Below are 23422 nucleotides of genomic sequence, written 5' to 3'. Positions count from 1 at the left end.
CTGACGGTCGGCTTACATCATGCCGCCCATGCCACCCATGCCGCCCATGTCCGGCATGGCCGGAGCGGCTTTGTCTTCGACGATGTCGGCGACCATGGCTTCGGTGGTGATCATCAGACCGCCGATGGAGGCCGCAGCCTGCAGGGCGGAACGGGTGACCTTGGCCGGGTCCAGGATGCCCATCTCGATCATGTCGCCGTAGGTGTCGGTAGCGGCGTTGAAGCCGAAGTTGCCGGAACCGTTCTTCACCTTGTCGACCACCACGCTCGGCTCGCCGCCGGCGTTGGAAACGATCTGGCGCAGCGGAGCCTCGACGGCGCGACGCAGCAGGGCGATACCGACGTTCTGGTCTTCGTTGTCGCCTTTCAGGCCTTCGATGGCCTGCAGGGCACGCACCAGAGCCACGCCGCCGCCAGGTACCACGCCTTCTTCGACGGCAGCACGGGTGGCGTGCAGGGCGTCTTCGACACGGGCCTTCTTCTCTTTCATCTCGACTTCGGTGGCCGCGCCGACCTTGATCACGGCAACACCGCCGGCCAGCTTGGCCAGACGCTCTTGCAGCTTCTCCTTGTCGTAGTCGGAGGTGGTTTCCTCGACCTGCTTGCGGATCTGCGCCACGCGGGCTTCGATGTCGGCCTGAGCGCCGGCACCGTCGATGATGGTGGTGTTTTCCTTGTTCAGCACGACGCGCTTGGCGTTACCCAGGTGCTCCAGGGTGGCGCCTTCCAGCGACAGGCCGACTTCCTCGGAAATCACGGTACCGCCGGTCAGGATGGCGATGTCCTGCAGCATGGCCTTACGGCGGTCGCCGAAGCCCGGAGCCTTGACGGCAGCCACTTTGACGATGCCGCGCATGTTGTTGACCACCAGGGTGGCCAGGGCTTCGCCTTCCACGTCCTCGGCCACGATCAGCAGCGGACGGCCGGACTTGGCCACGGCTTCCAGCACCGGCAGCAGTTCGCGGATGTTGGAGATCTTCTTGTCGACCAGCAGCAGCAGCGGGCCTTCCAGCTCGGCCACCATGGTGTCCGGCTTGTTGATGAAGTACGGCGACAGGTAGCCACGGTCGAACTGCATGCCTTCTACGACGGACAGTTCGTTTTCCAGGCCGGAGCCCTCTTCAACGGTGATCACGCCTTCCTTGCCAACCTTCTCCATGGCTTCGGCGATGATGTCGCCGATGGAGTTGTCGGAGTTGGCGGAGATGGTGCCGACCTGGGCGATGGCCTTGGTGTCGGTGCACGGCTTGGCCAGGTCCTTCAGCTGGGCAACGATGGCCGCGGTGGCCTTGTCGATGCCGCGCTTCAGGTCCATCGGGTTCATGCCGGCGGCAACCGACTTCAGGCCTTCGTTGACGATGGCCTGGGCGAGTACGGTGGCGGTGGTGGTGCCGTCACCGGCAGCGTCGTTGGCCTTGGACGCAACGTCCTTGACCAGCTGGGCGCCCATGTTCTCGAACTTGTCTTTCAGCTCGATTTCCTTGGCCACGGACACGCCGTCCTTGGTGATCAGCGGAGCACCGAAGCTGCGGTCCAGCACCACGTTGCGGCCTTTCGGGCCGAGGGTGGCTTTCACGGCGTCGGCCAGGACGTTGACGCCAACCAGCATTTTCTTGCGAGCGGAATCGCCGAATTTGACTTCTTTAGCAGCCATTTTGCTTGTTCCTCAATTCTGTACGTTAGGACGGAGATGCGTCGGATCAGGCTTCGATGACGGCGAGGATTTCGTGCTCGCCCATCACCAGCAGGTCTTCGCCGTCGACCTTGACGGTGTTGCTGCCGCTGTACGGACCGAACACCACCTTGTCACCGACCTTGACGGCCAGCGGGCGAACTTCGCCGTTGTCCAGGACTTTGCCGGTACCGACGGCGACGACTTCACCCTGGTTCGGCTTCTCGGCGGCCGAGCCCGGCAGCACGATGCCGCCAGCGGTTTTGGTCTCTTCTTCGCTGCGACGGATGACGACGCGGTCATGCAGAGGACGAAGCTTCATTGTCGATCTCTCCTGATAGTGGTTTCACTGGCCGACGAATGCGCCGGCGGGTTAGGCAAAACCGGCTTGGGGCCGGACGCGGCACGCCAGGGGCGCACCGCGAAAGACTGTTCTGCCGCCGCAATGCGACAGAAACCTTGCGGTGATCGCTAGATAGGGGCGCTCAAGGGCATTTCAAGGGCGGCGGGTGAAATTTTTTATGCCTCACCGCCGCCCGGCATGCAGTACCACTCAATCGCGGCGCTGGTATTCGCCTTCGATGACCTGCGGGCGGGTCTGGCCGCTGCGCGCGGCCGGGTCATCGAAGAACGCACGCTGGCGCAGCGCCTGCTCCTGGGCGCGGCGCTGCAACTTGCCGATCAGCAGGCGACGGGTGAAGGGAATCAGGCAGAGCAGGCCGAACACATCGCTGATGAAGCCCGGCAGCAGGAGCAGACCGCCACCGACGGCGATCAGCAACCCTTCGAACATCTCCTGTTCGGGCATCTCGCCGCGCGCCAGCTTCTCGCGGGCCCGCCAGGCGGTGGCCACGCCGGCCACGCGCAGCAGCACACTGCCGAGGATGGCGGTACCGATCACCAGCAACAGGGTGGGCAGCACGCCGATGGCGCTGCCGACCTGAATCAGCACGGCCAGTTCGAGGATGGGGAGCAGCAGGAACAGAAACAGAAAAGCGCGCATCGCGAGGGGTCCTTGGCGGAAGAACGGCTTCCGATGGGAGAGAAGTATGGGGCCGGCGGCTTAATTCAAGCTGACACCTGCCCGGCGGTCGGCCAGGCATCGGCGCGGGCCAGCAATACCAAGGCCTGGCGCACGGCGCCGGGGTTGTTACAGGATGTTGGGAAGGCCAGCCAGTACAGGCCCTTGCCGATGCGCAGGTGGAAACCTTCGCTGTCGATGCCAACCAGCTGCGCCGCCTCGTGCGTGGGCAACCCGGCCAATTGCACGTAGTGGGCGATGGCGTCGGCGTGATCGGCGTTCATGTGCTCGAGCATGCCGCGCTCGGCCTCGCCGGCATGCGGGTTGGCCAGCTCGACGTCCTGCAGCCAGTGGATCGCGCCGAAGCCGCCGATGAAGCGCCAGCGCACCGGCTGCAGCACCCAGAAGTCGAAGTCGTGGGTGCTGTGGTAGTCCTGCGCATCGGGGAAGTAACGGTAATAACGCTCGGCGGCGGCCGCGATGGCGGCCGGTTCGTCGAGCTGCCGCGCCTCGGCCAGCAGGGTCAGGCGCCCGGCGGCCTGCACGTCCTCGGCGCCGCGCTCGCCGACCAGCAGCGAACACCTGGCATCCTGCTGCAGATTGTGGGTGTGCTGGGCGATGCGGCTGATCAGGATCAGCGGCCGGCCCTGGGCATCCAGGCAATAGGGCACCACCGATCCGAAAGGGAAGCCCGGCATGCTCTTGGAATGGGTGGAAAGCACCCCGCGGTATTCCTTGAGCAGCATTTCTCGGGCATGCTTGCCGGCTGTCACGCTCAATTTATGACTCCTCGCAGAGAATCCGTCGGAAACGAAACGGACAAGCGCCCGGCATAGCCCGCTACCGCGCCAGCGAGGCCACCTGTAAGACCTTAGAGGGGTAGTGTTATGGAACTCAAAGACAAAGTCATCATCATCACCGGCGGCTGCCAGGGCCTGGGCCGCGCCATGGGCGAATACCTGGCCGCCAAGGGCGCCAAGCTGGCCCTGGTCGACCTCAACCAGGAGAAGCTGGATGACGCCGTGGCCGCCTGCAAGGCCGCCGGTGGCGACGCCCGCGCCTACCTGTGCAACGTGGCCAACGAAGAGCAGGTGACCCACATGGTCGCCCAGGTGGCCGAGGACTTCGGCGCCATCAACGGCCTGGTCAACAACGCCGGCATCCTGCGCGACGGCCTGACCATCAAGGTCAAGGACGGCGAACTGAGCAAGATGAGCCTGGCCCAGTGGCAGTCGGTGATCGACGTCAACCTGACCGGCGTGTTCCTCTGCACCCGCGAAGTGGCGGCCAAGATGATCGAGCTGAAGAACACCGGCGCCATCGTCAACATCTCCTCCATCTCCCGCGCCGGCAACATCGGCCAGGCCAACTACTCCGCGGCCAAGGCCGGCGTCGCCGCCGACACCGTGGTCTGGGCCAAGGAACTGGCACGTTACGGCATCCGCGTGGCGGGCGTCGCTCCGGGTTTCATCGAGACCGAGATGACCGCCAGCATGAAGCCGGAAGCCCTGGAGAAGATGACCTCCGGCATCCCGCTGCGGCGCATGGGCAAGCCGGCCGAGATCGCCCACTCGGTGGCCTACATCATGGAGAACGACTACTACACCGGTCGGATCCTGGAGCTCGACGGCGGCCTGCGCCTGTAACACCGTTTCGACTTGCTGCGCGTCGGCCGGGCTGCGTTGAAACGGTCGGGGCGAGCAGTCTCGGGCTGCTCATTTACAGCTCGTAAACTCCGCGCCCTCACCCAGTTTCGCCTTGCCCGGCTCTAGCTCGCAGAGTCGAGCCTTAGCATCGCAAACAAAAAGCCCCGCAATGCGGGGCTTTTTGTTGTGTGCTGGCCCTGCATGGATGAGCGGCCCTACTTCTTGCGCAACTTGGCGCAGTGATCCTCCGGCGCATTGGCGGCGGTGTACCAGGCGTAATCGGCGCTGTCGGCAGCCGGCTGCTTGCCGACTTCGGCGAGGATCAGCACCAGGTTGCCTTCGCCGGCACCGAGATCGGCCAGGTGCAGCGGCACGCCGAGGTCCTTGCGCACATGGAAGGCACCGGCCAGCAGCATGGCCGGCTGCGGCGCGGCGAGCAGGCGCTCGGCCATGCGCCGGTCGCGCTGCTGCTGCACGGCAAGCATGGCCGGGATCTGGCTGTCCGGCAGCAGGCCGCAATGCGACTCGCGAATGTCTGCCTGCAGCTGTTCCTGCACGGCCGGCGCGGTGGAGGCCGTGCCCTGCAAGGTCGGACGCGCCCGATAGATCTGCATGATCTCGGCCCGGTCCATGTTGGCCGCCAGCAGCGGATAGGGCTGGCGCAACTGGTACTGCACCAGCGCGCCGTACAGCCCCCAGTCCCAGCCGGGCTGCCAGGCCAGCGCGGTGAAGGTATCCCGCGGAGCACGGCCGGCGCGCACGTCGGCCTGCACCTGCTCGACCCTGGCCTGCTGGTCGGGGTTGAGCATCTCCAGCAGCAGGCTACCCTGCGGCCGCTGGGCGGCCAACTCGCGCGACAGCCACAGCTGCAGGGCGTGGTGATCGGGGTTGTCGTGCTGTTCGCCGACCAGCACCCGCGGCGCCTTGGCCAGGCGCTCGACCAGTTGCTGCGGGGTGATGACCTGGCCGCTGGCCAGCTCGACGATCTGCCCCAGCTGGGCATGGTCTCGCCCCTCGGGCGCGATGGGCGCTGGCGGCGGCAGCACACCACGCGATTGGCAGGCAGCCATCAGGGGAATGAGGCAGAGCAGCAGGATGCGCATGGTGAGTCCTCGTTGGTTCGGTTACTGATATCAGCCGTAGCCCGGATGCAATCCGGGGCAGCCCATCCCGCATTGCATCCGGGCCACCTCAGCGCGCGATGATCAGCGGATGCCCCCGCTCCGGGTGGCGCTGGATCAGCACATCGAGGCCGAACACCTGGCGCAGCGGCTCGGCCTGCAGCACCTCGTCCGGCGTGCCGTAACCGTGTGGCCGCCCGCGCTGCAGCAGGAGGATACGGTCACAGTAGCGCGCCGCCAGGTTGAGGTCGTGGAGGATGACCAGCACCGCCGCGCCCTGGCTGGCGAAATCGCGCACGGCCTGCAGGGTGGTGTGCTGGTGCAGCGGGTCGAGCGCCGAGGTCGGCTCGTCGAGCAGCAACACCTGCCCTTCCCCGCCCGGCCACAGCTGTGCCAGCACCCGCGCCAGGTGCACGCGCTGGCGCTCGCCGCCAGACAGCGCCAGGTAGCTGCGCCCACGCAGGTGCTCGGCGTCTGCGGCACGCAGCGCCGCCTCGACGATTTCGCCATCGCGTACGCGGCCGCTGGCATGCGGCAGGCGCCCCATGCCGACCACGTCGAGCACCGGGAAGGCGAAATTCAGGGTCGAACTCTGCGGCAGTACCGCCAGGCGCCGCGAGCGCTCCTGGCCGGACCAGGCATCCAGCGCGCGCCCGTCCAGGGTCACGCTGCCGGCGGCGGCCTCCAGCTCGCCACTCAGGGCACCGAGCAGCGTGCTCTTGCCTGCCCCGTTGGGGCCGAGCACGCCGAGCACCTGGCCCGGCTGCAGGTGCAGGTCGATATCGGCCAGCACGGTGCAGGGCCCGCGCCGGACGCTGAGATTATCGGCACGCAGCATCAGGCTCGCCCCCGCACCAGCAGATAAAGGAAGAAGGGCCCGCCGAGCAGCGCCGTGATGATGCCGATCGGCAGCTCGGCCGGCGCCAGCACCAGGCGTGCGGCGAGGTCAGCCAGCAGCAGCAGGCTGGCCCCGGCCAGCAGGGAGGCCGGCAGCAGCACGCGGTGATCCGGCCCGACCAGCAGGCGCATCAGGTGCGGCACCACCAGGCCGATGAAACCGATCAGGCCGGCAGCCGCCACGGCAGCACCGACGCCGAGTGCAGTGCACAGCACCAGCTCCAGCTTGATCCGTTCGACGTTGAAGCCCAGGTGGCGCGCCTCCGATTCCCCCAGCAGCAGGGCATTGAGCGCGTCGGCGCGGCGTGGCAGCCACAACGCCACGCCGAGGGTCACCAGCAACAACGGCCACAGCCTTGGGTAGCTGGCACCGTTGAGGCTGCCGAGGTTCCAGAACGTCAGGCTGCGCAGGGTGGCATCGTCGGCCAGGTAGGTGAACAGGCCGACGCCGGCACCAGACATGGCGGTCATCGCCACGCCGGCCAGCAGCATGGTGGCGACATGGGTCTGCCCGTCGCGGCGACCAAAACGATAGACGATCGCCGTGACCAGCAGGCCGCCAGCGAAGGCGCAGATCGACAGCAGGTAGGGCGACCAGGCTGCTGGCAGGCCGCCAATCAGGCTACCGCCGACGATGGCGATGGCCGCCCCCAGCGCCGCGCCGCCGGCCACGCCGACCAGGCCGGGGTCGGCCAGCGGGTTGCGGAACAGGCCCTGCATGGCCACGCCGGACAAGGCCAGCACCGCGCCCACGCAGAGGCCGAGCAGGCTGCGCGGCAGGCGGATCTGACCAAGGATCAGCTCGGCCTGCTGCAGCTCGGCGCTGCCGACCGGCAGACCGAGCAGGCGCAGTGCGGCCAGCAGGGTATCGCCCAGCGGCAGGCTCACCGGCCCCAGGGCCAGCGACAGCCAGAACGCGAGTAGGAGCAGCGCGCCCAGCGCCAGCAGCAAGGGGCGGGGTCGGAAAACAGGATTCATCGGTCGAGTTCGGCCGTCAGTGCTTGCGCGGAAGGATAAAAGGCCGCCGACAGCTCGGCCAGCCCCTCGGGCAGACGCGGGCCCAGGCCACCGACCAGCAGGGTCGGGTCGAGGGCCTGCAGACGGCCGTCGCGCACCGCGCTGGTCTGCTGCAGCAGCGGATTATGCTTGAGCAGCGCCTGGCGCGCCTCCTCGCCGTGCAGACTGCGGTCGGCGAAGATCAGCACCTGCGGGTCCAGCGCCAGCAGCGCCTCGTTGGAGAGCGCCTTGTAGCCCTGGTGCGCCACCGGGCTCTCGCCACCGGCCTGCTCGATCAGCCACACCGCCAGGCTGCCCTGGCCGGCCGCCATGAGGTTGCTGCCGGCGTGCCCGAGCAGCATCACCACCCGCGGTGGCGCCTGCCTACGCCGGGCCTCTGCCACCCACTGCGCCTGGTCTTGCAGCTGTTGGCGGTAGGCGGCCATCTGCTCGCGCGCCTGCGCGGGCACGCCGAGCAACTCGCCCAGGCGCAGGACGTTGCGCTCCAGGTTCGCGAGGTCAGGCTTGGCCGACAGGCTCTCCACCCGCACCCCGGCCGCCGCGATCTGCGCCACCACCGGCGGCGGGCCCATTTCCTCGCTGCCGATCAGGATATCCGGGCGCAGCGACAGCACGCCTTCGGCGGACAGCGCACGCTGGTAGCCGACACTCGGCAACTGACGCAACGACTGCGGGTGCAGGCTGGTGGTGTCGACACCGACCAGCCTGCCCTCACCCCCGAGGCGCACCACCCACTCGCTGAGCGAGCCACCCGAGCTGACCCAGCGCTGCGGCAACTCGGCGGCCGCGGCGGCATGGCTGAACAGCAGGCTGCTGCACAGCAGAACGCAGTTGGCGAGGCGCATCTCAGGCCTCCAGGGCAACGGCGGTTTCGGCCAGGTCACGCCATTCGGCCAGCTCCGGGATACCCGGCTTGCGCGCGCCGAACAGCTGTACCACCAGCTCGCCGGCGGCATCGAACGCCTCGTAGCTGGTAATGATGCCGTCGTAGCTGGGCTTGCGTACGCGCCACAGCTCGACCACGCCCGGGGTCTTCAGGTGCAGGTTGAACTCCGGGTCGAGCACGTTGAACCAGTCGCCCATCCAGCGCAGGTTGCTCACGGTGCCGGAGTGGATCTGGATGCAGTGCGGGTTGCCGACGAACACCATGATCGGCACTTCACGCGCCCCGGCTTCTTCCAGCAGCTTGGGCAGCTCGGCGGTGGCCAGCGGCTCGGCCCAGTCGCGACCGGCCAGGCGCAGGGCCTGGGTGCGCGCCACGTCATGGCGCTTGAGCATGGCGAAGAAGTGATGGGTGTCCTTCAGCTGCGCCCAGTCGGCGCGCAGGGCGTCGGCATCCACTTCGGCATCGGCACGCGGGGCCTTGGCCTCCGGCAGCGGCTGCAGGTCCAGCTCGGCGCTCTGCACCTCGGCACGGAAACGCTCGACCAGCGGCGCCCAGGCCGCCTCTTCGCTTCGCTCGGTCAGGTAGACCTTGTGCACGGCCGTGCCCTGCCGGTCGAACACCTGGATGCTGCGCTGCAGGCCGCGCTCGGTCTGCTCGGCGATGGCGAACACACTGGCCCACTGGCTCATGAACAGGCGCAGGTCGATATCGGCGGACACCACCAGGCCCATGGCGCCGTTGGCGCTGACCGAGACCTCGCGGTAATGGCCCTTGCGCTCGTGCACACAGTGCTCGTTACGCGTCAGCGCCATGATGTAGCCCAGCTCGCCCAGGGCCGGCAGCAACGTGGCCCAGTCGGTGCGCAGGCGCACGGCATCCACGCCGAGGCGGCTGGCGGTCAGCTCGGCCTCGCTGACGCCGAGCCTGGCGGCAGCCTCGCGGGCACGCAGCCCGGGTTGTGCGGCACGCAGGCGCTGCCAGTCCTGGTAAAGATGGCTGGCATTGGAAAGGGTGATCGGCATGGTCATGGTGCTACCTCTTGGCGCTGTTTGGCGAGCACGCCCCCTACCCCCATGGATACGGCGGCTCGTTCGAGTCGACGCAGGCTACACCAACAACAATCATTTTCCAATGCTTGTGAGAATTGTTTGCATTTGAAGAAAGCAATCCAGTAACGTGCTGCCCGCCAAATCCACCGGCCACCAAGAGCCACTTGCGGGAGTCATGCCATGCCCACCCCACCCTTTGCCCTGCGCCCCTGGCTGGCGCTGTTGCTGCTCAGCCCGTCGCTGGCGTTCGCACAGACCAGCACCGACAGCGCCACGCTCGACACCACCCTGGTCACCGGCAATGCCGTGCAGGAAGAGCTGCCCACCACCACCCGCACCGACGCCAAGACCCTAGACGAGCGCCAGATCCGCAGCTTCGATGATCTCGGCAAGCGCGCAGAGCCCGGCGTGAACTACAGCCGCACCAGCGAGAGCATCAACATCCGCGGCCTGGACCGCGACCGCGTGCTGACCACGCTCGACGGCATCCGCGTGCCGTGGCTGACCGACGGCGCGCGCAGCCAGGGCCCGACCGGCGGTGCCCAGGGCGGCCTGGATTCGATCGACTTCAACGGCCTGTCCGCAGTGGATATCGTCCGCGGCGCCAACTCCAGCCTGGTCGGCTCCGGCGCCCTGGGCGGCGCCGTGCAGCTGTTCACCCTCAACCCGGAAGACCTGCTGTCCGAGGGCAAGGACTTCGGCAGTCTGGTCAAGAGCGACTACGACAGCGCCGACCACAGCTGGGGCCTCAACGGCGCCCTGGCCGGCCGCTACCAGGACACCGCGTGGCTGCTGCAGGCCGGCCAGCGCCAGGGCCATGAGCTGGAAAGCGGCGGCGATGCCAACAGCTACGGCACCAGTCGCAGCGAAGCCAACCCGGCCGATACCGAACAGCAGAGCCTGCTGGTCAAGCTGCAGCAGCGCTTCGACGGCGGCCACAAGGTCGGCTTCACCGCCGAGCTGTTCGAGCGGCAGAACGACATCGACAGCCGCACCAACCAGGGCAGCACCTACCTGATCGGTGAAAACAGCACCGAGGAACACAACAAGCGCCAGCGCCTTTCGGTCGACTACGCCTTCCAGGCCGAGGACGACCAGGGCCTGATCGACAGCGCCAACGTCATCGCCTACTGGCAGAAGCTGCGCCGCCACGACGACCAGAACGGCGTGCGCGCCGCCGACAGCCGCGCCGCCGTGCCGGACTTCCTGTTCTTCGGCCTGCCGGGCAACCCCTACAAGTACCCGAGCGGCAACTTCGGCCGCGACAACCAGATCGAGAAGGAGCTATACGGCGTCTCCGGCAATCTCGGCAAGACCTTCGATATCGCCGGGCTGCCGAACAGGCTGACCCTGGGCGGCGAGCTCTACCAGATCAACACCGAGCAGGTCTCCGAGGGCTACGACAACTGCCCAGGCTTCAGTATCTCGCCCAGCCATCCGATGTACATGGGCCCGGCCGCCTGTGACTTCCTGCACACCAACCAGGCCGACATGCCCAAGGCCGAAGGCACCCAGTGGGCGCTCTACGCCACCGACGAAATCAGCTTCGCCGATGGCCGTGTGAAGCTGACCCCGGGCCTGCGCTACGACCACTACCGGCAGGACCCGAAAGCCACCGGCGACTTCGCCAACAACGTGAACCCGGCCAACGACCAGACCCTGCAGGCCAGCAGCGACCACAAGCTGTCCGCCAGCCTGCTGGCGACCTGGCAGGTGGCCGACGAAGCCATGCTGTATGCCCAGTGGGCCCAGGGCTTCAAGGCGCCGGACGCCACCCAGCTGTACATGAACTACGGCGCCGAAGGCAGCTACCTGCGCCTGGGCAACGCCGACCTCAAGCCGGAGGAAAGCAACGGCTACGAGATCGGCGCGCAGCTGGGCAACGACAAGCTCGGCGGCTCGCTCAGCCTGTTCGACAACCACTACAAGAACTTCATCGACGATGACGTGGCGATGAGCGCCGCCGAACTGGCAGCCATTGGCCTCAGCGCCGCCGACTACCCGATGGGCGTGACCCGCACCGAAAACCGCGCCCGCGTGCAGATCTACGGCGCTGAGGTGGCCGCGCACTGGGAGTTCGTGCCGCACTGGAAGCTCTGGGGTTCCGTGGCCTGGGCCAACGGCGAAGACCTGGAAACCAATCAGCGCCTGAGTTCGGTGGCGCCGATCACCAGTCTGCTCGGCCTGAGCTATGCCCGTGACCAGTACGGCGCTGACCTGATGCTGCGCGCCGCCGCGGCCCGCGACAAGGTGGAGAACGCAGGCGACTTCGAGGCCCCGGGCTACGGCGTGGTCGACATGACCGGCTGGTGGCAGCCCGCCGAGCTGAAAGGCGTGAAATTCCAGGCTGGTCTGTTCAACGCCCTCGACAAGCAGTACTGGAATGCGCTGAACGTGCCCACCGGCACCCTGGCGCAGCCGGACGACTACTACAGCGAGGTCGGCCGCAACTTCCGCGTTTCCGCCTCCTGGCAGTACTGAGTGCCACTTCGCGCAGGGATGCGCGCCCCCACGCCCATGCGGGATAATCCCCGCTCCGGCGTGGAGATGCTCATGATTCATCTATGCGCCCCGGATGAGCTGGTCGAAGGCCAGAGCCGGGGCTTTGTCGTTGCAGGGCGCAAGGTGCTGGCGGTACGCCGCGACGGCCGCGCCTATGCCTACCTGAACCGCTGCCCGCATCGCGGCCTGACATTGGAATGGCGCGCCGACGACTTCCTCGACGCCAGCGGCAGCCTGCTGCAATGCGCCCATCACGGCGCGCTGTTCCTGATCGAAAGCGGCGAGTGCGTCACCGGCCCCTGCGCCGGCCAGGCGCTGGAAAAGATCGCCTGCCACGAGGATGCGGCGGGGCTGTGGCTGACGCTCTAGGCGCGCGTGTCGAACCAGTACCAGTAAAGCGCCACCTCATGGGCCAGCGCGGGGTCGGCACGATAGACCAGGCGGTCGGCACCACCGAGGACGAAGCCATGGCGCTGGTACAGGCGACAGGCCGGCACATTGGTGCTCTGCGTCTCCAGGCGCACACCGGCCAAACCGCTCTGCCGCGCCCAGGCTTTCGCGAAGTCGAGCAGCGCGGTGGCCACCCCCCGCCCACGCCAGGCCCGCGCGACCAGTAGCTGATCGAGCGAGGCCAGGTCGTTCCAGGCATCGCTCAGCGCCAGCATGCCGACCAGCTCATCACCCTCGCGCGCGGCAAAATACTGGGCCCCGTCCATGTCTTCCAGGTCGCCGATATAGCGCTTGAGATAAGGCTCGACCGCGCGCACACGGAGCAACCAGTCGCCCTGTTCGAAGCCCAGGTCGTACACCTCACGCACCTCGAACTCGTTCTCGGCCGCGTCGAATGCCTGCGCCTGCCTGGCGTCCAACGGCAGAATGCGCATCAGTCCTCCAGCGCCAGGCGCCGGGCCAGACGCAGTTCGTCGGGAGCGAGCTGCACGCCGTAAGCCAGCATCTCCACCCCCGCCGCCCGCGCTTCCTGCCAGGCAGCCGCATAGATCGGATCGATCTCCCGCGCCACCCGCACCGCCTCGATGCCGGACAGGTTCACGCAGTACAGCAGCACCGCGCGCACGCCCTGCCGCGCCAGTGTCGCCAGCTCGCGCAGGTGCTTGCTGCCACGCTCGGTCACTGCATCGGGGAAGGCCGCCACGGCCGAGTCGGCATAGCCCAGCGTTACGCTCTTGACCTCGACATAGGCCGGCCCGCCGGCGAACTCCAGGCGGAAATCGGCCCGGCTGTTCTCCGCGCCATAGCGCACCTCGCGGCGCAGCTCGGAGAAGCCGGCCAGCTCGGCGATCACCCCGGCATACAGCGCCTCCTCCACCAGCGCATTGGCGCGTCCGGTGTTGAAGCAGGCCAGGCGCCCGTGTGGCGTCTCGCCCAGCTCCCAGGTGCCGCGCAGCTTGCGTTTCGGGTCGTCGTTGCGGCTGAACCAGACCCGCCCGCCCGGATTCAGGCAGTTGAGCATGGAGCCGGTGTTGGGACAGTGGATGGTCAGCGGCCCGCTCACCGTCTCGATATCGGCGAAGAAGCGCTTGTAGCGCCGCACCAGCCGCCCCTCCTCCAGCGCCGGCTCAAAGCGCATCGGGATTCCAGGTCTTGAGGCCGCGGGCGATGCGCTCGACCGCCTGCTGCAGGCGCTCGACGCTCTGCGTGTAGGCGAAGCGCACATGGTGCCCGGCCAGGTGGCGACCGAAATCCAGGCCCGGGGTGAAGGCCACGTGCTCGGTCTCGATGAAGTGCCGGCAGAAGGCAAAGGCGTCGCCGCCGAAGGCGGAGATGTCGGCATATAAATAGAAGGCGCCTTCGGGCTCCACGGCGATGCGGAAGCCCAGCTCGCGCAGGGCCGGCAACAGATAGTCGCGGCGACGCTGGAACTCGTGGCGACGCTCCTCGAAGATCGCCAGGCTCTCAGGCGTGAAGCAGGCCAGCGCGGCGTACTGGGCCATGCTCGGCGCACTGATGTAGAGGTTCTGCGCCAGTTTTTCCAGCTCCGGCACCGCGTTCTCCGGCGCCACCAGCCAGCCCAGGCGCCAGCCGGTCATGCCGAAGTACTTGGAGAAGCTGTTGAGCACGAAGGCCTCGTCGTCCACCTCCAGCACGCTGGCCGCGTCGCAGCCATAGGTCAGGCCGTGGTAGATCTCGTCGACCACCAGATGGCCACCGTGCTGTTTCAGGCTGCTCGCCAGCGCCGCCAGCTCGTCGCGGTGCAGCAGGGTCCCGGTGGGGTTGGCCGGTGAGGCGACCAGGGCGCCGACGCTGTCGCCATCCCAGTGCCGTTCGACCAGCTGCGGAGTCAGCTGGTAGCGGCTCTCCGGGCCGACCGGCACCAGCTGCGCGGCGCCCTCGACCAGGCGCAGGAAGTGGCGGTTGCAGGGGTAGCCGGGGTCGGCCAGCAGCCAGTGCTTGCCGGGGTCGACCAGCAGGCTGGCGGCGAGCAACAGGGCGCCGGAGCCGCCGGGGGTGATCAGGATGCGCTCGGGGTCGAGCGACACGCCGTAGCGCTGGGCATAGAAGCCGGCCAACGCCTCGCGCAGCTGCGGAATGCCGCGCGCCGCGGTGTAGCGGGTGTACCCGGCGGCCAGCGCGGCCTGCCCGGCGGCGACGATCGGCGCGGCGGTGCTGAAGTCCGGCTCGCCGATCTCCAGGTGGATCACGTCATGGCCGGCGGCCTGCAGCTCGTTGGCACGGGCCAGCAGGGCCATGACGTGGAAGGGTTCGATGGCGCGGCTGCGCGCACTGAAGGACTGGGCCATTGGCCTTCCTTTATTGGGGAAAAGGAGGGATTCTAACCAACTGTCCCGTAACCCTGTAACAGGCGGGACAACCGGGAGTAGCATCGCCGGAATCGATCTGGTAAGTTCGCCCGCTTGCAGCCGCAGGCCCGGAGTACGTGCCGGCAAAGGAACAGATCCTGCGCAATGGATCAGAGAGAGTGAGAGGCGGTCATCCATGCCCACCAAAGCAAAACAGAACAACAGCCAGCTGATTCGCGGCTTCGAGCCCTATAAAGAGAAGAAGGGCGAGGAGTACATGAGCGATGCGATGCGCGCTCACTTCACCGATATCCTCAACAAGTGGAAGCTGGAGCTGATGCAGGAAGTGGATCGCACCGTGCACCACATGCAGGACGAAGCCGCCAACTTCCCCGATCCGGCCGACCGCGCCAGCCAGGAAGAGGAATTCAGCCTGGAACTGCGCGCCCGCGACCGCGAGCGCAAGCTGATCAAGAAGATCGACGAGACCCTGCAGCTGATCGAGGACAACGAGTACGGCTGGTGCGATTCCTGCGGCGTGGAAATCGGCATTCGCCGCCTGGAAGCCCGCCCCACCGCGACCCTGTGCATCGACTGCAAGACCCTCGCGGAAATCAAGGAAAAGCAGCTCGGCTCCTGATCGGGAAGCAGAGCCAGACAACGGGGCGCCTTGGCGCCCCGTTTGCTTTTGCGGGACTGGCATTCGCCGACACCAGCCGATAGCCTCCCCCTCATGAACGACTCCCCCTACATCGGGCGTTTCGCCCCCACCCCCAGCGGCTACCTGCACTTCGGCTCGCTGGTGGCCGCCCTCGCCTCCTACCTCGATGCCCGCAGTGTCGGCGGCCGCTGGCTGCTGCGCATGGAGGACCTCGACCCGCCGCGCGAGATGCCCGGCGCCCAGGATGCCATCCTGCGCAGCCTGGAAACCTACGGCTTCGAATGGGACGGCGCACTGGTACGCCAGAGCGAGCGCCACGCCGAGTACGCCGCACTGATCCGTCGCCTGTTCGACCAGGGCCTGGCCTACGCCTGCACCTGCTCGCGCAAGCAGCTGGAAGGCTCGGGCGGCATCTATCCCGGCACCTGCCGCAACGCCGGCCATCCCGATCACGATGCCGCCATCCGCCTGCGCGTGCCCGAATTGGAATACCGTTTCACCGACCGGGTGCAGGGCGAGTTCCGCCAGCACCTGGGCCGCGAGGTCGGCGACTTCGTCATCCGCCGCCGCGACGGCCTGTATGCCTACCAGCTGGCCGTGGTGCTGGACGACGCCTGGCAGGGCGTCAGCGACGTGGTGCGCGGTGCCGACCTGCTCGACTCCACGCCGCGCCAGCTGTACCTGCAGGAGCTGCTCGGCCTGCCCCAGCCGCGCTACCTGCATGTGCCGCTGATCATCCAGCCGGACGGCCACAAGCTGGGCAAGAGCTACCGCTCGCCGCCGCTGCCGGCCGATCAGGCGCCGCCGCTGCTGGTGCGCGCCCTGCGCGCCCTCGGCCAGCAGCCACCGGCCGAACTGGCCGGCGCCACGCCGCGCGCAGTGCTGGCCTGGGGCATCGCCCACTGGGACGCCGCGCGCATCCCGTGCAGCCGCACCCTGGCCGAAGCGCAGTTGCGCTGACGCTTTCGCGGCGCGACCGGCTCCCGTACCATCCGGCCATCGCGCTTGGACCCGACCTATGTATATCTACCGACTGGTACTGATCCTGGTGGTGGGCATCTACCTGTTCTCCCCCGCCATCATGGACTGGTGGATCGACCCCCAGGGTGCCTGGTACAGGCCCTACCTGCTGTGGCTGATCCTCATCGTCGTCACCCTGATCCTGCAGAGCCAGCGCGATGCCGACGAGCTTTGACCTCAGCCAGCTGATCCTGATCAGCGCCGCCTACCTGCTGTTGCTGTTCGGCGTGGCCTGGACCAGCGAGAAGGGCCTGATCCCACGCTGGGTGATCCGCCACCCGCTGACCTACACCCTGTCGCTGGGCGTCTACGCCAGTGCCTGGGCCTTCTACGGCACGGTGGGCCTGGCCTACCAGTACGGCTTCGGCTTCCTCGCCAGCTACCTGGGGGTGACCGGCGCCTTCCTCCTGGCGCCGGTGCTGCTCTACCCTATCCTGCGCGTCACCCGCACCTATCAGCTGTCGTCGCTGGCCGACCTGTTCGCCTTCCGCTTTCGCAGCACCTGGGCCGGCGTGCTCACCACCCTGTTCATGCTGGTCGGCCTGCTGCCGCTGCTGGCCCTGCAGATCCAGGCGGTGGCCGACTCCATCGGCATCCTCACCCGCGAGCCGCTGCAGGACCGCTTCGCCCTCGGCTTCTGCGCCCTGATCACCCTGTTCACCATCCTCTTCGGCGCCCGCCATATCGCCACCCGCGAGAAGCACGAGGGCCTGGTGTTCGCCATCGCCTTCGAATCGGTGGTCAAGCTGATCGCCTTGGGCGGCATCGGCCTCTACGCCTTGTATGGCGTGTTCGGCGGCCCGGCCGAGCTGGAGCAGTGGCTGCTGCAGAACCAGCAGGCCCTGGCCACCCTGCACACGCCGCTGCAGGAAGGCCCCTGGCGCACCCTGCTGCTGGTGTTCTTCGCCTCGGCCATCGTCATGCCGCACATGTACCACATGACCTTCACCGAGAACCTCAACCCCCGCGCCATCGTCAGCGCCAGCTGGGGCCTGCCGCTGCTCCTGCTGCTGATGAGCCTGTCGGTGCCGCTGATCCTCTGGGCCAGCCTGAAGATCGGCGCCACCACCAACCCGGAATACTTCACCCTGGGCCTGGGCCTGGCCGTCGGCGACCGCAGCCTGGCCCTGCTCGCCTATGTCGGCGGCCTGTCCGCCTCCAGCGGCCTGATCATCGTCAGCACCCTGGCGCTGTCGGGCATGGCGCTCAACCACCTGGTGCTGCCGGTCTACCAGCCGCCGGCCGAAGGCAACATCTACCGCTGGCTGAAGTGGACGCGCCGCGGCCTGATCCTCGCCATCATCGCCGCCGCCTATGGCTTCTACCTGTTGCTGGGCGCCGAGCAGGACCTGGCCAACCTCGGCATCGTCGCCTTCGTCGCTACCCTGCAGTTCCTCCCCGGCGTGCTCTCGGTGCTGTACTGGCCGACCGCCAACCGCCGCGGCTTCATCGCCGGCCTGCTCACCGGCATCGCCGCCTGGACGGTGAGCATGCTGCTGCCGCTGGTGAGCAACCTGCAGGGCGTGCACCTGCCGCTGCTGGACATCGTCTACGTGCTCGACGAGAACAGCTGGCACCTGGCCGCCGTCGGCTCGCTGGCGGCCAACGTGCTGGTGTTCACCCTGGTGTCGCTGTTCACAGAAGCCAGCGATGAAGAAAAAAGCGCCGCCGAGGCCTGCACCGTGGACAACGTGCGCCGCCCGCAGCGCCGCGAGCTGGTGGCCGGCTCGCCGCAGGAATTCGCCGCCGAGCTGGCCAAGCCGCTGGGCGCGGTGACCGCACAGAAGGAAGTGGAGCGCGCCCTGCGCGACCTGCACCTGCCCTTCGACGAGCGCCGCCCCTACGCCCTGCGCCGTCTGCGCGACCGCATCGAGGCCAATCTGTCCGGCCTGATGGGCCCCAGCGTGGCCCAGGACATGGTGGAAACCTTCCTGCCCTACAAGGCCGGCAGCGAGGCCTATGTCAGCGAAGACATCCACTTCATCGAGAGTCGCCTGGAGGATTACCAGTCGCGCCTCACCGGCCTGGCCGCCGAACTGGATGCCCTGCGCCGCTTCCACCGCCAGACCCTGCAGGAACTGCCGATGGGCGTATGTTCGCTGGCCAAGGACCAGGAAGTGCTGATGTGGAACCGCGCCATGGAGGAACTCACCGGCATCAGCGCGCAGCAGGTGGTCGGCTCGCGCCTGCTCAGCCTGGAGCACCCCTGGCGCGAGCTGCTGCAGGACTTCATCGCCCAGGACGAGGAGCACCTGCACAAGCAGCACCTGCAACTGGACGGCGAGGTGCGCTGGCTCAACCTGCACAAGGCGGCCATCGACGAGCCGCTGGCGCCGGGCAACAGCGGCCTGGTGCTGCTGGTCGAGGACGTCACCGAGACCCGCGTGCTGGAGGACCAGCTGGTGCACTCCGAGCGCCTGGCCAGCATCGGCCGCCTGGCCGCAGGGGTGGCCCACGAGATCGGCAATCCGGTCACCGGCATCGCCTGCCTGGCGCAGAACCTGCGCGAGGAGCGCGAGGGCGACGAGGAACTCGGCGAGATCAGCAGCCAGATCCTCGACCAGACCAAGCGCATCTCGCGCATCGTCCAGTCGCTGATGAACTTCGCCCACGCCGGCCAGCAGCAGCGCGCCGAATACCCGGTGAGCCTGGCCGAAGTGGCACAGGACGCCATCGGCCTGCTGTCGCTGAACCGCCATGGCACCGAAGTGCAGTTCTACAACCTGTGCGATCCCGAGCACCTGGCCAAGGGCGACCCGCAGCGCCTGGCCCAGGTGCTGATCAACCTGCTGTCCAACGCCCGCGATGCCTCGCCCGCCGGCGGCGCCATCCGCGTGCGCAGCGAGGCCGAGGAGCAGAGCGTGGTGTTGATCGTCGAGGACGAGGGCACGGGCATTCCGCAGGCGATCATGGACCGCCTGTTCGAACCCTTCTTCACCACCAAGGACCCCGGCAAGGGCACCGGTTTGGGGCTCGCGCTGGTCTATTCGATCGTGGAAGAGCATTATGGGCAGATCACCATCGACAGCCCGGCCGATCCCGAGCGCCAGCGCGGAACCCGTTTCCGCGTAACCCTGCCGCGCTATGTCGAAGCGACGTCCACAGCGACCTGAGTAGTGACCTAGAACCGCCGAGGGGCCACGAGCCCGGCGGATTCGGAGACCGTCGAGAGAACACAATGCCGCATATCCTCATCGTCGAAGACGAAACCATCATCCGCTCCGCCCTGCGCCGCCTGCTGGAACGCAACCAGTACCAGGTCAGCGAGGCCGGCTCGGTTCAGGAGGCCCAGGAGCGCTACAGCATTCCGACCTTCGACCTGGTGGTCAGCGACCTGCGCCTGCCCGGCGCCCCCGGCACCGAGCTGATCAAGCTGGCCGACGGCACCCCGGTACTGATCATGACCAGCTATGCCAGCCTGCGCTCGGCGGTGGACTCGATGAAGATGGGTGCGGTGGACTACATCGCCAAGCCCTTCGATCACGACGAGATGCTCCAGGCCGTGGCGCGTATCCTGCGCGATCACCAGGAGGCCAAGCGCAACCCGCCAAGCGAGGCGCCCAGCAAGTCCGCCGGCAAGGGCAACGGCGCCGCCGCCGAGGGCGAGATCGGCATCATCGGCTCCTGCGCCGCCATGCAGGACCTCTACGGCAAGATCCGCAAGGTCGCTCCCACCGATTCCAACGTACTGATCCAGGGCGAGTCCGGCACCGGCAAGGAGCTGGTCGCGCGTGCGCTGCACAACCTCTCGCGTCGCGCCAAGGCACCGCTGATCTCGGTGAACTGCGCTGCCATCCCCGAGACGCTGATCGAATCCGAACTGTTCGGCCACGAGAAAGGTGCCTTCACCGGCGCCAGCGCCGGCCGCGCCGGCCTGGTCGAAGCGGCCGACGGCGGCACCCTGTTCCTCGACGAGATCGGCGAGCTGCCGCTGGAGGCGCAGGCCCGCCTGCTGCGCGTGCTGCAGGAAGGCGAGATCCGTCGGGTCGGCTCGGTGCAGTCACAGAAGGTCGATGTGCGCCTGATCGCCGCTACCCACCGCGACCTCAAGACGCTGGCCAAGACCGGCCAGTTCCGCGAGGACCTCTACTACCGCCTGCATGTCATCGCCCTCAAGCTGCCGCCACTGCGCGAGCGCGGCGCCGACGTCAACGAGATCGCCCGCGCCTTCCTCGTCCGCCAGTGCCAGCGCATGGGCCGCGAGGACCTGCGCTTCGCCAACGACGCCGAGCAGGCGATCCGCCACTACCCCTGGCCGGGCAACGTGCGCGAGCTGGAGAATGCCATCGAGCGCGCGGTGATCCTCTGCGAGGGCGCGGAAATTTCCGCCGAGCTGCTGGGCATCGACATCGAGCTGGACGACCTGGAGGACGGCGACTTCAGCGAACAGCCACAGCAGACCGCGGCCAACCACGAACCGACCGAGGACCTGTCGCTGGAGGACTACTTCCAGCACTTCGTACTGGAGCACCAGGATCACATGACCGAGACCGAACTGGCGCGCAAGCTCGGCATCAGCCGCAAGTGCCTGTGGGAGCGCCGTCAGCGCCTGGGCATTCCGCGGCGCAAGTCGGGCGCGGCGACCGGCTCCTGAGCGGGACAACGGTGACAGGCCTCGCCGCAAAAGGTTCCGCGCCTGTTACCCCGCACAAATATCGCGTAACAAAAGCCGGGTTCATCGGTAACGGGAACCCGGCTTTTTTCTGCCCGCCGCCTGCACCATAAAATCATAAACCATTGAAATACAAGTGATTTTAAAAACTGGCACGGCTTCTGCTTTATCTCTGGCACAACAACAATAACAACGCTTGAAACCTCAACAATAAAAACAATACAGAACGACTCCAGCACAACAAAAACAACAACGCGGAGGCGCAGCTAACTGATTCTTTTGGAGAGGATTTGCCCTTGGGGTTCGCCCCACAACCAGGCCGAGAACAACAAAAACTGCACTAAAGCAGCGCCTGCACTGGTTGGGTCACGGAATGATCAAGGCAGCATCAGCATCCAAAGCAATCCGTTTGCTCCTGGTACCCGATTTGGGCTACCCGAAACGGGCCTACAACAAAAACAACAGGCCCGCACAATAATAAAAACAAAGCACGCACCTATTTGGGGGGGAGCTTCGGCTCCCCCAGTAGCTTCACCCCACCTCGCTTTCCCCAGCCTGCCTTTTCCACCACTCCCCTTCCCGATGCTAGAATCCGCGCCAATCCTGCGGCGATCTGCAATTGTGGCCGCCTATCCCTGCAAACAGTGCATCCCATGCTGAAAAAGCTGTTCAAGTCGTTCCGCTCACCTCTCAAGCGCCAAGCCCGCCCCCGCAGCACGCCGGAAATTCTCGGCCCGCGCCAGCATTCCCTGCAACGCAGCCAGTTCAGCCGCAATGCGGTAAACGTGGTGGAGCGCCTGCAGAACGCCGGCTACCAGGCCTATCTGGTCGGCGGCTGCGTACGCGACCTGCTGATCGGCGTGCAGCCCAAGGACTTCGACGTGGCCACCAGCGCCACCCCCGAGCAGGTGCGGGCCGAGTTCCGCAACGCCCGGGTGATCGGCCGCCGCTTCAAGCTGGCGCATGTGCATTTCGGCCGCGAGATCATCGAGGTGGCGACCTTCCGCAGCAACCACCCGCAGGGCGACGACGAGGAAGACAGCCATCAGTCCGCCCGTAACGAGAGCGGGCGCATCCTGCGCGACAACGTCTACGGCAGTCAGGAGAGCGATGCCCAGCGCCGCGACTTCACGATCAACGCCCTGTACTTCGACGTCAGCAGCGAGCGCGTGCTGGACTACGCCCACGGCGTGCACGACATCCGCAACCGCCTGATCCGCCTGATCGGCGACCCCGAGCAGCGCTACCTGGAAGACCCGGTACGCATGCTGCGCGCCGTGCGCTTCGCCGCCAAGCTGGACTTCGACATCGAGAAACACAGCGCCGCGCCGATCCGTCGCCTGGCGCCGATGCTGCGCGACATCCCTGCCGCACGCCTGTTCGACGAGGTGCTCAAGCTGTTCCTCGCCGGCTACGCCGAGCGCACCTTCGAGCTGCTGCTCGAGTACGACCTGTTCGCCCCGCTGTTCCCGGCCAGCGCCCGCGCCCTGGAGCGCGATCCCGACTATGCCGGCGAGCTGATCCGCCAGGCCCTGGCCAACACCGACGAGCGCATCGCCCAGGGCAAGCCGGTGACCCCCGCCTTCCTCTTCGCCGCCCTGCTCTGGCCGGCACTGCCGGCGCGCGCCGCGCAGCTGCAGGAGCGCGGCATGCCGCCGATCCCGGCGATGCAGGAAGCGGCCCACGACCTGATCGTCGAGCAGTGCAAGCGCATCGCCGTGCCCAAGCGCTTCACCATCCCGATCCGCGAGATCTGGGACATGCAGGAGCGCCTGCCACGGCGCCAGGGCAAGCGTGCCGACCTGCTGCTGGAGAACCCGCGCTTCCGCGCCGGCTACGACTTCCTCCTGCTGCGCGAAGAGGCCGGCGAGCAGACCGGCGGCCTGGGCGACTGGTGGACCGACTACCAGGACGCCAGCGACAGCGAACGCCGCGCCATGATCCGCGACCTCAGCAGCCGCGCGGATGACGGCGACGACAGCGCACCGGCACGCAAGCGCCGCCGCGGCGGGCGCAACCGCCGCCGCGGCCCGCGCAGCGACGCGCCGGCCGGGGACTGATGGAAAGGGTCTACATCGGCCTCGGCAGCAACCTGGCCGAGCCGCTCCAGCAGCTGCGGGCGGCGCTGGCCGCGCTTGCCGAACTGCCGGCCAGCCGCCTGGCGGCCACCTCCTCCTTCTATGCCAGCGACCCGCTGGGCCCGCCCGACCAGCCGCGCTACGTTAATGCCGTGGCCGCGCTGGACACCGAGCTGGCACCGCTGCAGCTGCTCGACGCCCTGCAACGCATCGAGCTGGAACAGGGCCGCGAGCGCAAGGTCGAGCGCTGGGGCCCGCGTACCCTGGACCTGGACATCCTGTTGTTCGGCTCACGCCTGCTCGCCGAGGAGCGCCTGACCGTGCCGCACTACCACATTCACGCCCGCGCCTTCGTCCTCTACCCGCTGGCCGAGATCGCCCCAGCCGACCTGCAGCTGCCGGACGGCCGCCGCCTGCCGGAACTGCTCGCCGCCTGTCCCTATGCGGGCCTGGAGCGCCTGGTAACGCCGTAACAGCGCGGT

At 67.4% G+C, this 23422-nt stretch carries 22 protein-coding genes; 10 read left to right on the top strand and 12 right to left on the bottom strand.

From position 1 onward, the window contains the following. Window positions 1-12: 12 nt before the first annotated feature. From groL to DMO17_RS03540, 4 genes are all read right to left on the bottom strand, one after another. Window positions 13-1653 carry a chaperonin GroEL gene (gene groL, locus DMO17_RS03555; RefSeq protein WP_110680942.1) on the bottom strand — a complete coding sequence of 547 codons (1641 nt, stop codon included), beginning with the start codon at window positions 1651-1653 and terminating at the stop codon, window positions 13-15. Window positions 1654-1699: 46 nt separating this feature from the next. Beyond that, window positions 1700-1993: a co-chaperone GroES gene (locus DMO17_RS03550; protein ID WP_021700385.1), complete on the bottom strand. Its 294-nt coding sequence runs from the start codon at window positions 1991-1993 to the stop codon at window positions 1700-1702. Window positions 1994-2224: 231 nt separating this feature from the next. Next, on the bottom strand, window positions 2225-2674 hold the full coding sequence (locus DMO17_RS03545; protein WP_110680941.1) for an FxsA family protein: 450 nt from the start codon (window positions 2672-2674) through the stop codon (window positions 2225-2227). A 65-nt stretch (window positions 2675-2739) separates the two neighbouring features. Continuing rightward, the gene (locus tag DMO17_RS03540; protein ID WP_110680940.1) at window positions 2740-3471 is read right to left on the bottom strand and encodes a HugZ family pyridoxamine 5'-phosphate oxidase; all 732 of its coding nucleotides are present in this window, start codon (window positions 3469-3471) and stop codon (window positions 2740-2742) included. A 108-nt stretch (window positions 3472-3579) separates the two neighbouring features. On the opposite strand from DMO17_RS03540, the gene DMO17_RS03535 reads away from it, so the two are divergent. Next, entirely contained in the window at window positions 3580-4338 is a 759-nt protein-coding gene (locus tag DMO17_RS03535; RefSeq protein ID WP_110680939.1) for an SDR family oxidoreductase, read from the top strand. A 215-nt stretch (window positions 4339-4553) separates the two neighbouring features. On the opposite strand, the gene DMO17_RS03530 is transcribed toward DMO17_RS03535, so the two are convergent. The 5 genes from DMO17_RS03530 to DMO17_RS03510 all read right to left on the bottom strand — a co-directional run bounded on the left by DMO17_RS03530 (window position 4554) and on the right by DMO17_RS03510 (window position 9287). After that, window positions 4554-5441, bottom strand: a complete 888-nt coding sequence (locus DMO17_RS03530; protein WP_110680938.1) for a ChaN family lipoprotein — start codon at window positions 5439-5441, stop codon at window positions 4554-4556. Window positions 5442-5529: 88 nt separating this feature from the next. Continuing rightward, window positions 5530-6297 carry a heme ABC transporter ATP-binding protein gene (locus tag DMO17_RS03525; RefSeq protein ID WP_110680937.1) on the bottom strand — a complete coding sequence of 256 codons (768 nt, stop codon included), beginning with the start codon at window positions 6295-6297 and terminating at the stop codon, window positions 5530-5532. Then, on the bottom strand, window positions 6297-7334 hold the full coding sequence (locus DMO17_RS03520; RefSeq protein WP_110680936.1) for a FecCD family ABC transporter permease: 1038 nt from the start codon (window positions 7332-7334) through the stop codon (window positions 6297-6299). The genes DMO17_RS03525 and DMO17_RS03520 overlap by 1 nt, the downstream gene beginning before the upstream one ends. Continuing rightward, window positions 7331-8218, bottom strand: coding sequence for a heme/hemin ABC transporter substrate-binding protein (locus DMO17_RS03515; protein WP_110680935.1), 888 nt, complete (start codon window positions 8216-8218; stop codon window positions 7331-7333). The genes DMO17_RS03520 and DMO17_RS03515 overlap by 4 nt, the downstream gene beginning before the upstream one ends. Window position 8219: 1 nt before the next feature. After that, window positions 8220-9287, bottom strand: coding sequence for a hemin-degrading factor (locus DMO17_RS03510; protein WP_110680934.1), 1068 nt, complete (start codon window positions 9285-9287; stop codon window positions 8220-8222). A 201-nt stretch (window positions 9288-9488) separates the two neighbouring features. On the opposite strand from DMO17_RS03510, the gene DMO17_RS03505 reads away from it, so the two are divergent. Both DMO17_RS03505 and DMO17_RS03500 read left to right on the top strand, forming a co-directional pair. Next, window positions 9489-11789 (top strand): TonB-dependent hemoglobin/transferrin/lactoferrin family receptor, encoded by a 2301-nt coding sequence (locus DMO17_RS03505; RefSeq protein ID WP_110680933.1) that lies wholly within the window; start codon window positions 9489-9491, stop codon window positions 11787-11789. A 72-nt stretch (window positions 11790-11861) separates the two neighbouring features. Further along, on the top strand, window positions 11862-12179 hold the full coding sequence (locus tag DMO17_RS03500; RefSeq protein ID WP_110680932.1) for a Rieske (2Fe-2S) protein: 318 nt from the start codon (window positions 11862-11864) through the stop codon (window positions 12177-12179). Here DMO17_RS03500 and DMO17_RS03495 read toward each other — a convergent pair. Genes DMO17_RS03495 through DMO17_RS03485 form a run of 3 tightly spaced genes read right to left on the bottom strand, consistent with a single transcriptional unit; the run spans window position 12176 to window position 14569 of the window. Continuing rightward, window positions 12176-12694, bottom strand: coding sequence for a GNAT family N-acetyltransferase (locus tag DMO17_RS03495; RefSeq protein WP_110680931.1), 519 nt, complete (start codon window positions 12692-12694; stop codon window positions 12176-12178). The two genes, DMO17_RS03500 and DMO17_RS03495, sit on opposite strands and share 4 nt — an antisense overlap. Then, window positions 12694-13398 (bottom strand): DNA/RNA nuclease SfsA, encoded by a 705-nt coding sequence (gene sfsA / locus DMO17_RS03490; protein ID WP_110680930.1) that lies wholly within the window; start codon window positions 13396-13398, stop codon window positions 12694-12696. The genes DMO17_RS03495 and sfsA overlap by 1 nt, the downstream gene beginning before the upstream one ends. Further along, on the bottom strand, window positions 13388-14569 hold the full coding sequence (locus tag DMO17_RS03485; protein ID WP_110680929.1) for a pyridoxal phosphate-dependent aminotransferase: 1182 nt from the start codon (window positions 14567-14569) through the stop codon (window positions 13388-13390). Before DMO17_RS03485 ends, sfsA begins: the two co-directional genes overlap by 11 nt. A 196-nt stretch (window positions 14570-14765) precedes the next feature. On the opposite strand from DMO17_RS03485, the gene dksA reads away from it, so the two are divergent. The 7 genes from dksA to folK all read left to right on the top strand — a co-directional run bounded on the left by dksA (window position 14766) and on the right by folK (window position 23413). Beyond that, entirely contained in the window at window positions 14766-15209 is a 444-nt protein-coding gene (gene dksA, locus DMO17_RS03480; protein ID WP_110680928.1) for an RNA polymerase-binding protein DksA, read from the top strand. Window positions 15210-15302: 93 nt separating this feature from the next. Continuing rightward, entirely contained in the window at window positions 15303-16190 is an 888-nt protein-coding gene (gluQRS, locus tag DMO17_RS03475) for a tRNA glutamyl-Q(34) synthetase GluQRS (protein ID WP_110680927.1), read from the top strand. A 58-nt stretch (window positions 16191-16248) separates the two neighbouring features. Then, window positions 16249-16425, top strand: coding sequence for a hypothetical protein (locus tag DMO17_RS03470; protein ID WP_110680926.1), 177 nt, complete (start codon window positions 16249-16251; stop codon window positions 16423-16425). Beyond that, complete coding sequence (locus DMO17_RS03465; protein ID WP_110680925.1) at window positions 16409-19363, top strand: sensor histidine kinase; 2955 nt, start codon at window positions 16409-16411, stop codon at window positions 19361-19363. The genes DMO17_RS03470 and DMO17_RS03465 overlap by 17 nt, the downstream gene beginning before the upstream one ends. 65 nt (window positions 19364-19428) lie before the next feature. Continuing rightward, a complete protein-coding gene (locus DMO17_RS03460; RefSeq protein ID WP_110680924.1) occupies window positions 19429-20844 on the top strand; it encodes a sigma-54-dependent transcriptional regulator in 1416 nt (471 codons plus the stop codon). Between the two features lie 671 nt (window positions 20845-21515). After that, window positions 21516-22922, top strand: a complete 1407-nt coding sequence (locus tag DMO17_RS03455) for a polynucleotide adenylyltransferase PcnB (RefSeq protein WP_110680923.1) — start codon at window positions 21516-21518, stop codon at window positions 22920-22922. After that, window positions 22922-23413, top strand: coding sequence for a 2-amino-4-hydroxy-6-hydroxymethyldihydropteridine diphosphokinase (folK, locus tag DMO17_RS03450; protein ID WP_110680922.1), 492 nt, complete (start codon window positions 22922-22924; stop codon window positions 23411-23413). The genes DMO17_RS03455 and folK overlap by 1 nt, the downstream gene beginning before the upstream one ends. Window positions 23414-23422 lie beyond the last annotated feature (9 nt).

Source organism: Aquipseudomonas alcaligenes, from assembly GCF_003205495.1.
Lineage (GTDB): Bacteria > Pseudomonadota > Gammaproteobacteria > Pseudomonadales > Pseudomonadaceae > Aquipseudomonas > Aquipseudomonas alcaligenes_B.
This window is presented reverse-complemented; position numbering and strand designations above follow the sequence as displayed.

What these genes read in the sequence shown, in the direction of transcription:
- groL (WP_110680942.1), bottom strand. Translation starts at nt 1,653, where the DNA reads ATGGCTGCTAAAGAAGTCAAATTCGGCGATTCCGCTCGCAAGAAAATG.
- DMO17_RS03550 (WP_021700385.1), bottom strand. Translation starts at nt 1,993, where the DNA reads ATGAAGCTTCGTCCTCTGCATGACCGCGTCGTCATCCGTCGCAGCGAA.
- DMO17_RS03545 (WP_110680941.1), bottom strand. Translation starts at nt 2,674, where the DNA reads ATGCGCGCTTTTCTGTTTCTGTTCCTGCTGCTCCCCATCCTCGAACTG.
- DMO17_RS03535 (WP_110680939.1), top strand. Translation starts at nt 3,580, where the DNA reads ATGGAACTCAAAGACAAAGTCATCATCATCACCGGCGGCTGCCAGGGC.
- DMO17_RS03530 (WP_110680938.1), bottom strand. Translation starts at nt 5,441, where the DNA reads ATGCGCATCCTGCTGCTCTGCCTCATTCCCCTGATGGCTGCCTGCCAA.
- DMO17_RS03525 (WP_110680937.1), bottom strand. Translation starts at nt 6,297, where the DNA reads ATGCTGCGTGCCGATAATCTCAGCGTCCGGCGCGGGCCCTGCACCGTG.
- DMO17_RS03520 (WP_110680936.1), bottom strand. Translation starts at nt 7,334, where the DNA reads ATGAATCCTGTTTTCCGACCCCGCCCCTTGCTGCTGGCGCTGGGCGCG.
- DMO17_RS03515 (WP_110680935.1), bottom strand. Translation starts at nt 8,218, where the DNA reads ATGCGCCTCGCCAACTGCGTTCTGCTGTGCAGCAGCCTGCTGTTCAGC.
- DMO17_RS03510 (WP_110680934.1), bottom strand. Translation starts at nt 9,287, where the DNA reads ATGACCATGCCGATCACCCTTTCCAATGCCAGCCATCTTTACCAGGAC.
- DMO17_RS03505 (WP_110680933.1), top strand. Translation starts at nt 9,489, where the DNA reads ATGCCCACCCCACCCTTTGCCCTGCGCCCCTGGCTGGCGCTGTTGCTG.
- DMO17_RS03500 (WP_110680932.1), top strand. Translation starts at nt 11,862, where the DNA reads ATGATTCATCTATGCGCCCCGGATGAGCTGGTCGAAGGCCAGAGCCGG.
- DMO17_RS03495 (WP_110680931.1), bottom strand. Translation starts at nt 12,694, where the DNA reads ATGCGCATTCTGCCGTTGGACGCCAGGCAGGCGCAGGCATTCGACGCG.
- sfsA (WP_110680930.1), bottom strand. Translation starts at nt 13,398, where the DNA reads ATGCGCTTTGAGCCGGCGCTGGAGGAGGGGCGGCTGGTGCGGCGCTAC.
- DMO17_RS03485 (WP_110680929.1), bottom strand. Translation starts at nt 14,569, where the DNA reads ATGGCCCAGTCCTTCAGTGCGCGCAGCCGCGCCATCGAACCCTTCCAC.
- dksA (WP_110680928.1), top strand. Translation starts at nt 14,766, where the DNA reads ATGCCCACCAAAGCAAAACAGAACAACAGCCAGCTGATTCGCGGCTTC.
- gluQRS (WP_110680927.1), top strand. Translation starts at nt 15,303, where the DNA reads ATGAACGACTCCCCCTACATCGGGCGTTTCGCCCCCACCCCCAGCGGC.
- DMO17_RS03470 (WP_110680926.1), top strand. Translation starts at nt 16,249, where the DNA reads ATGTATATCTACCGACTGGTACTGATCCTGGTGGTGGGCATCTACCTG.
- DMO17_RS03465 (WP_110680925.1), top strand. Translation starts at nt 16,409, where the DNA reads ATGCCGACGAGCTTTGACCTCAGCCAGCTGATCCTGATCAGCGCCGCC.
- DMO17_RS03460 (WP_110680924.1), top strand. Translation starts at nt 19,429, where the DNA reads ATGCCGCATATCCTCATCGTCGAAGACGAAACCATCATCCGCTCCGCC.
- DMO17_RS03455 (WP_110680923.1), top strand. Translation starts at nt 21,516, where the DNA reads ATGCTGAAAAAGCTGTTCAAGTCGTTCCGCTCACCTCTCAAGCGCCAA.
- folK (WP_110680922.1), top strand. Translation starts at nt 22,922, where the DNA reads ATGGAAAGGGTCTACATCGGCCTCGGCAGCAACCTGGCCGAGCCGCTC.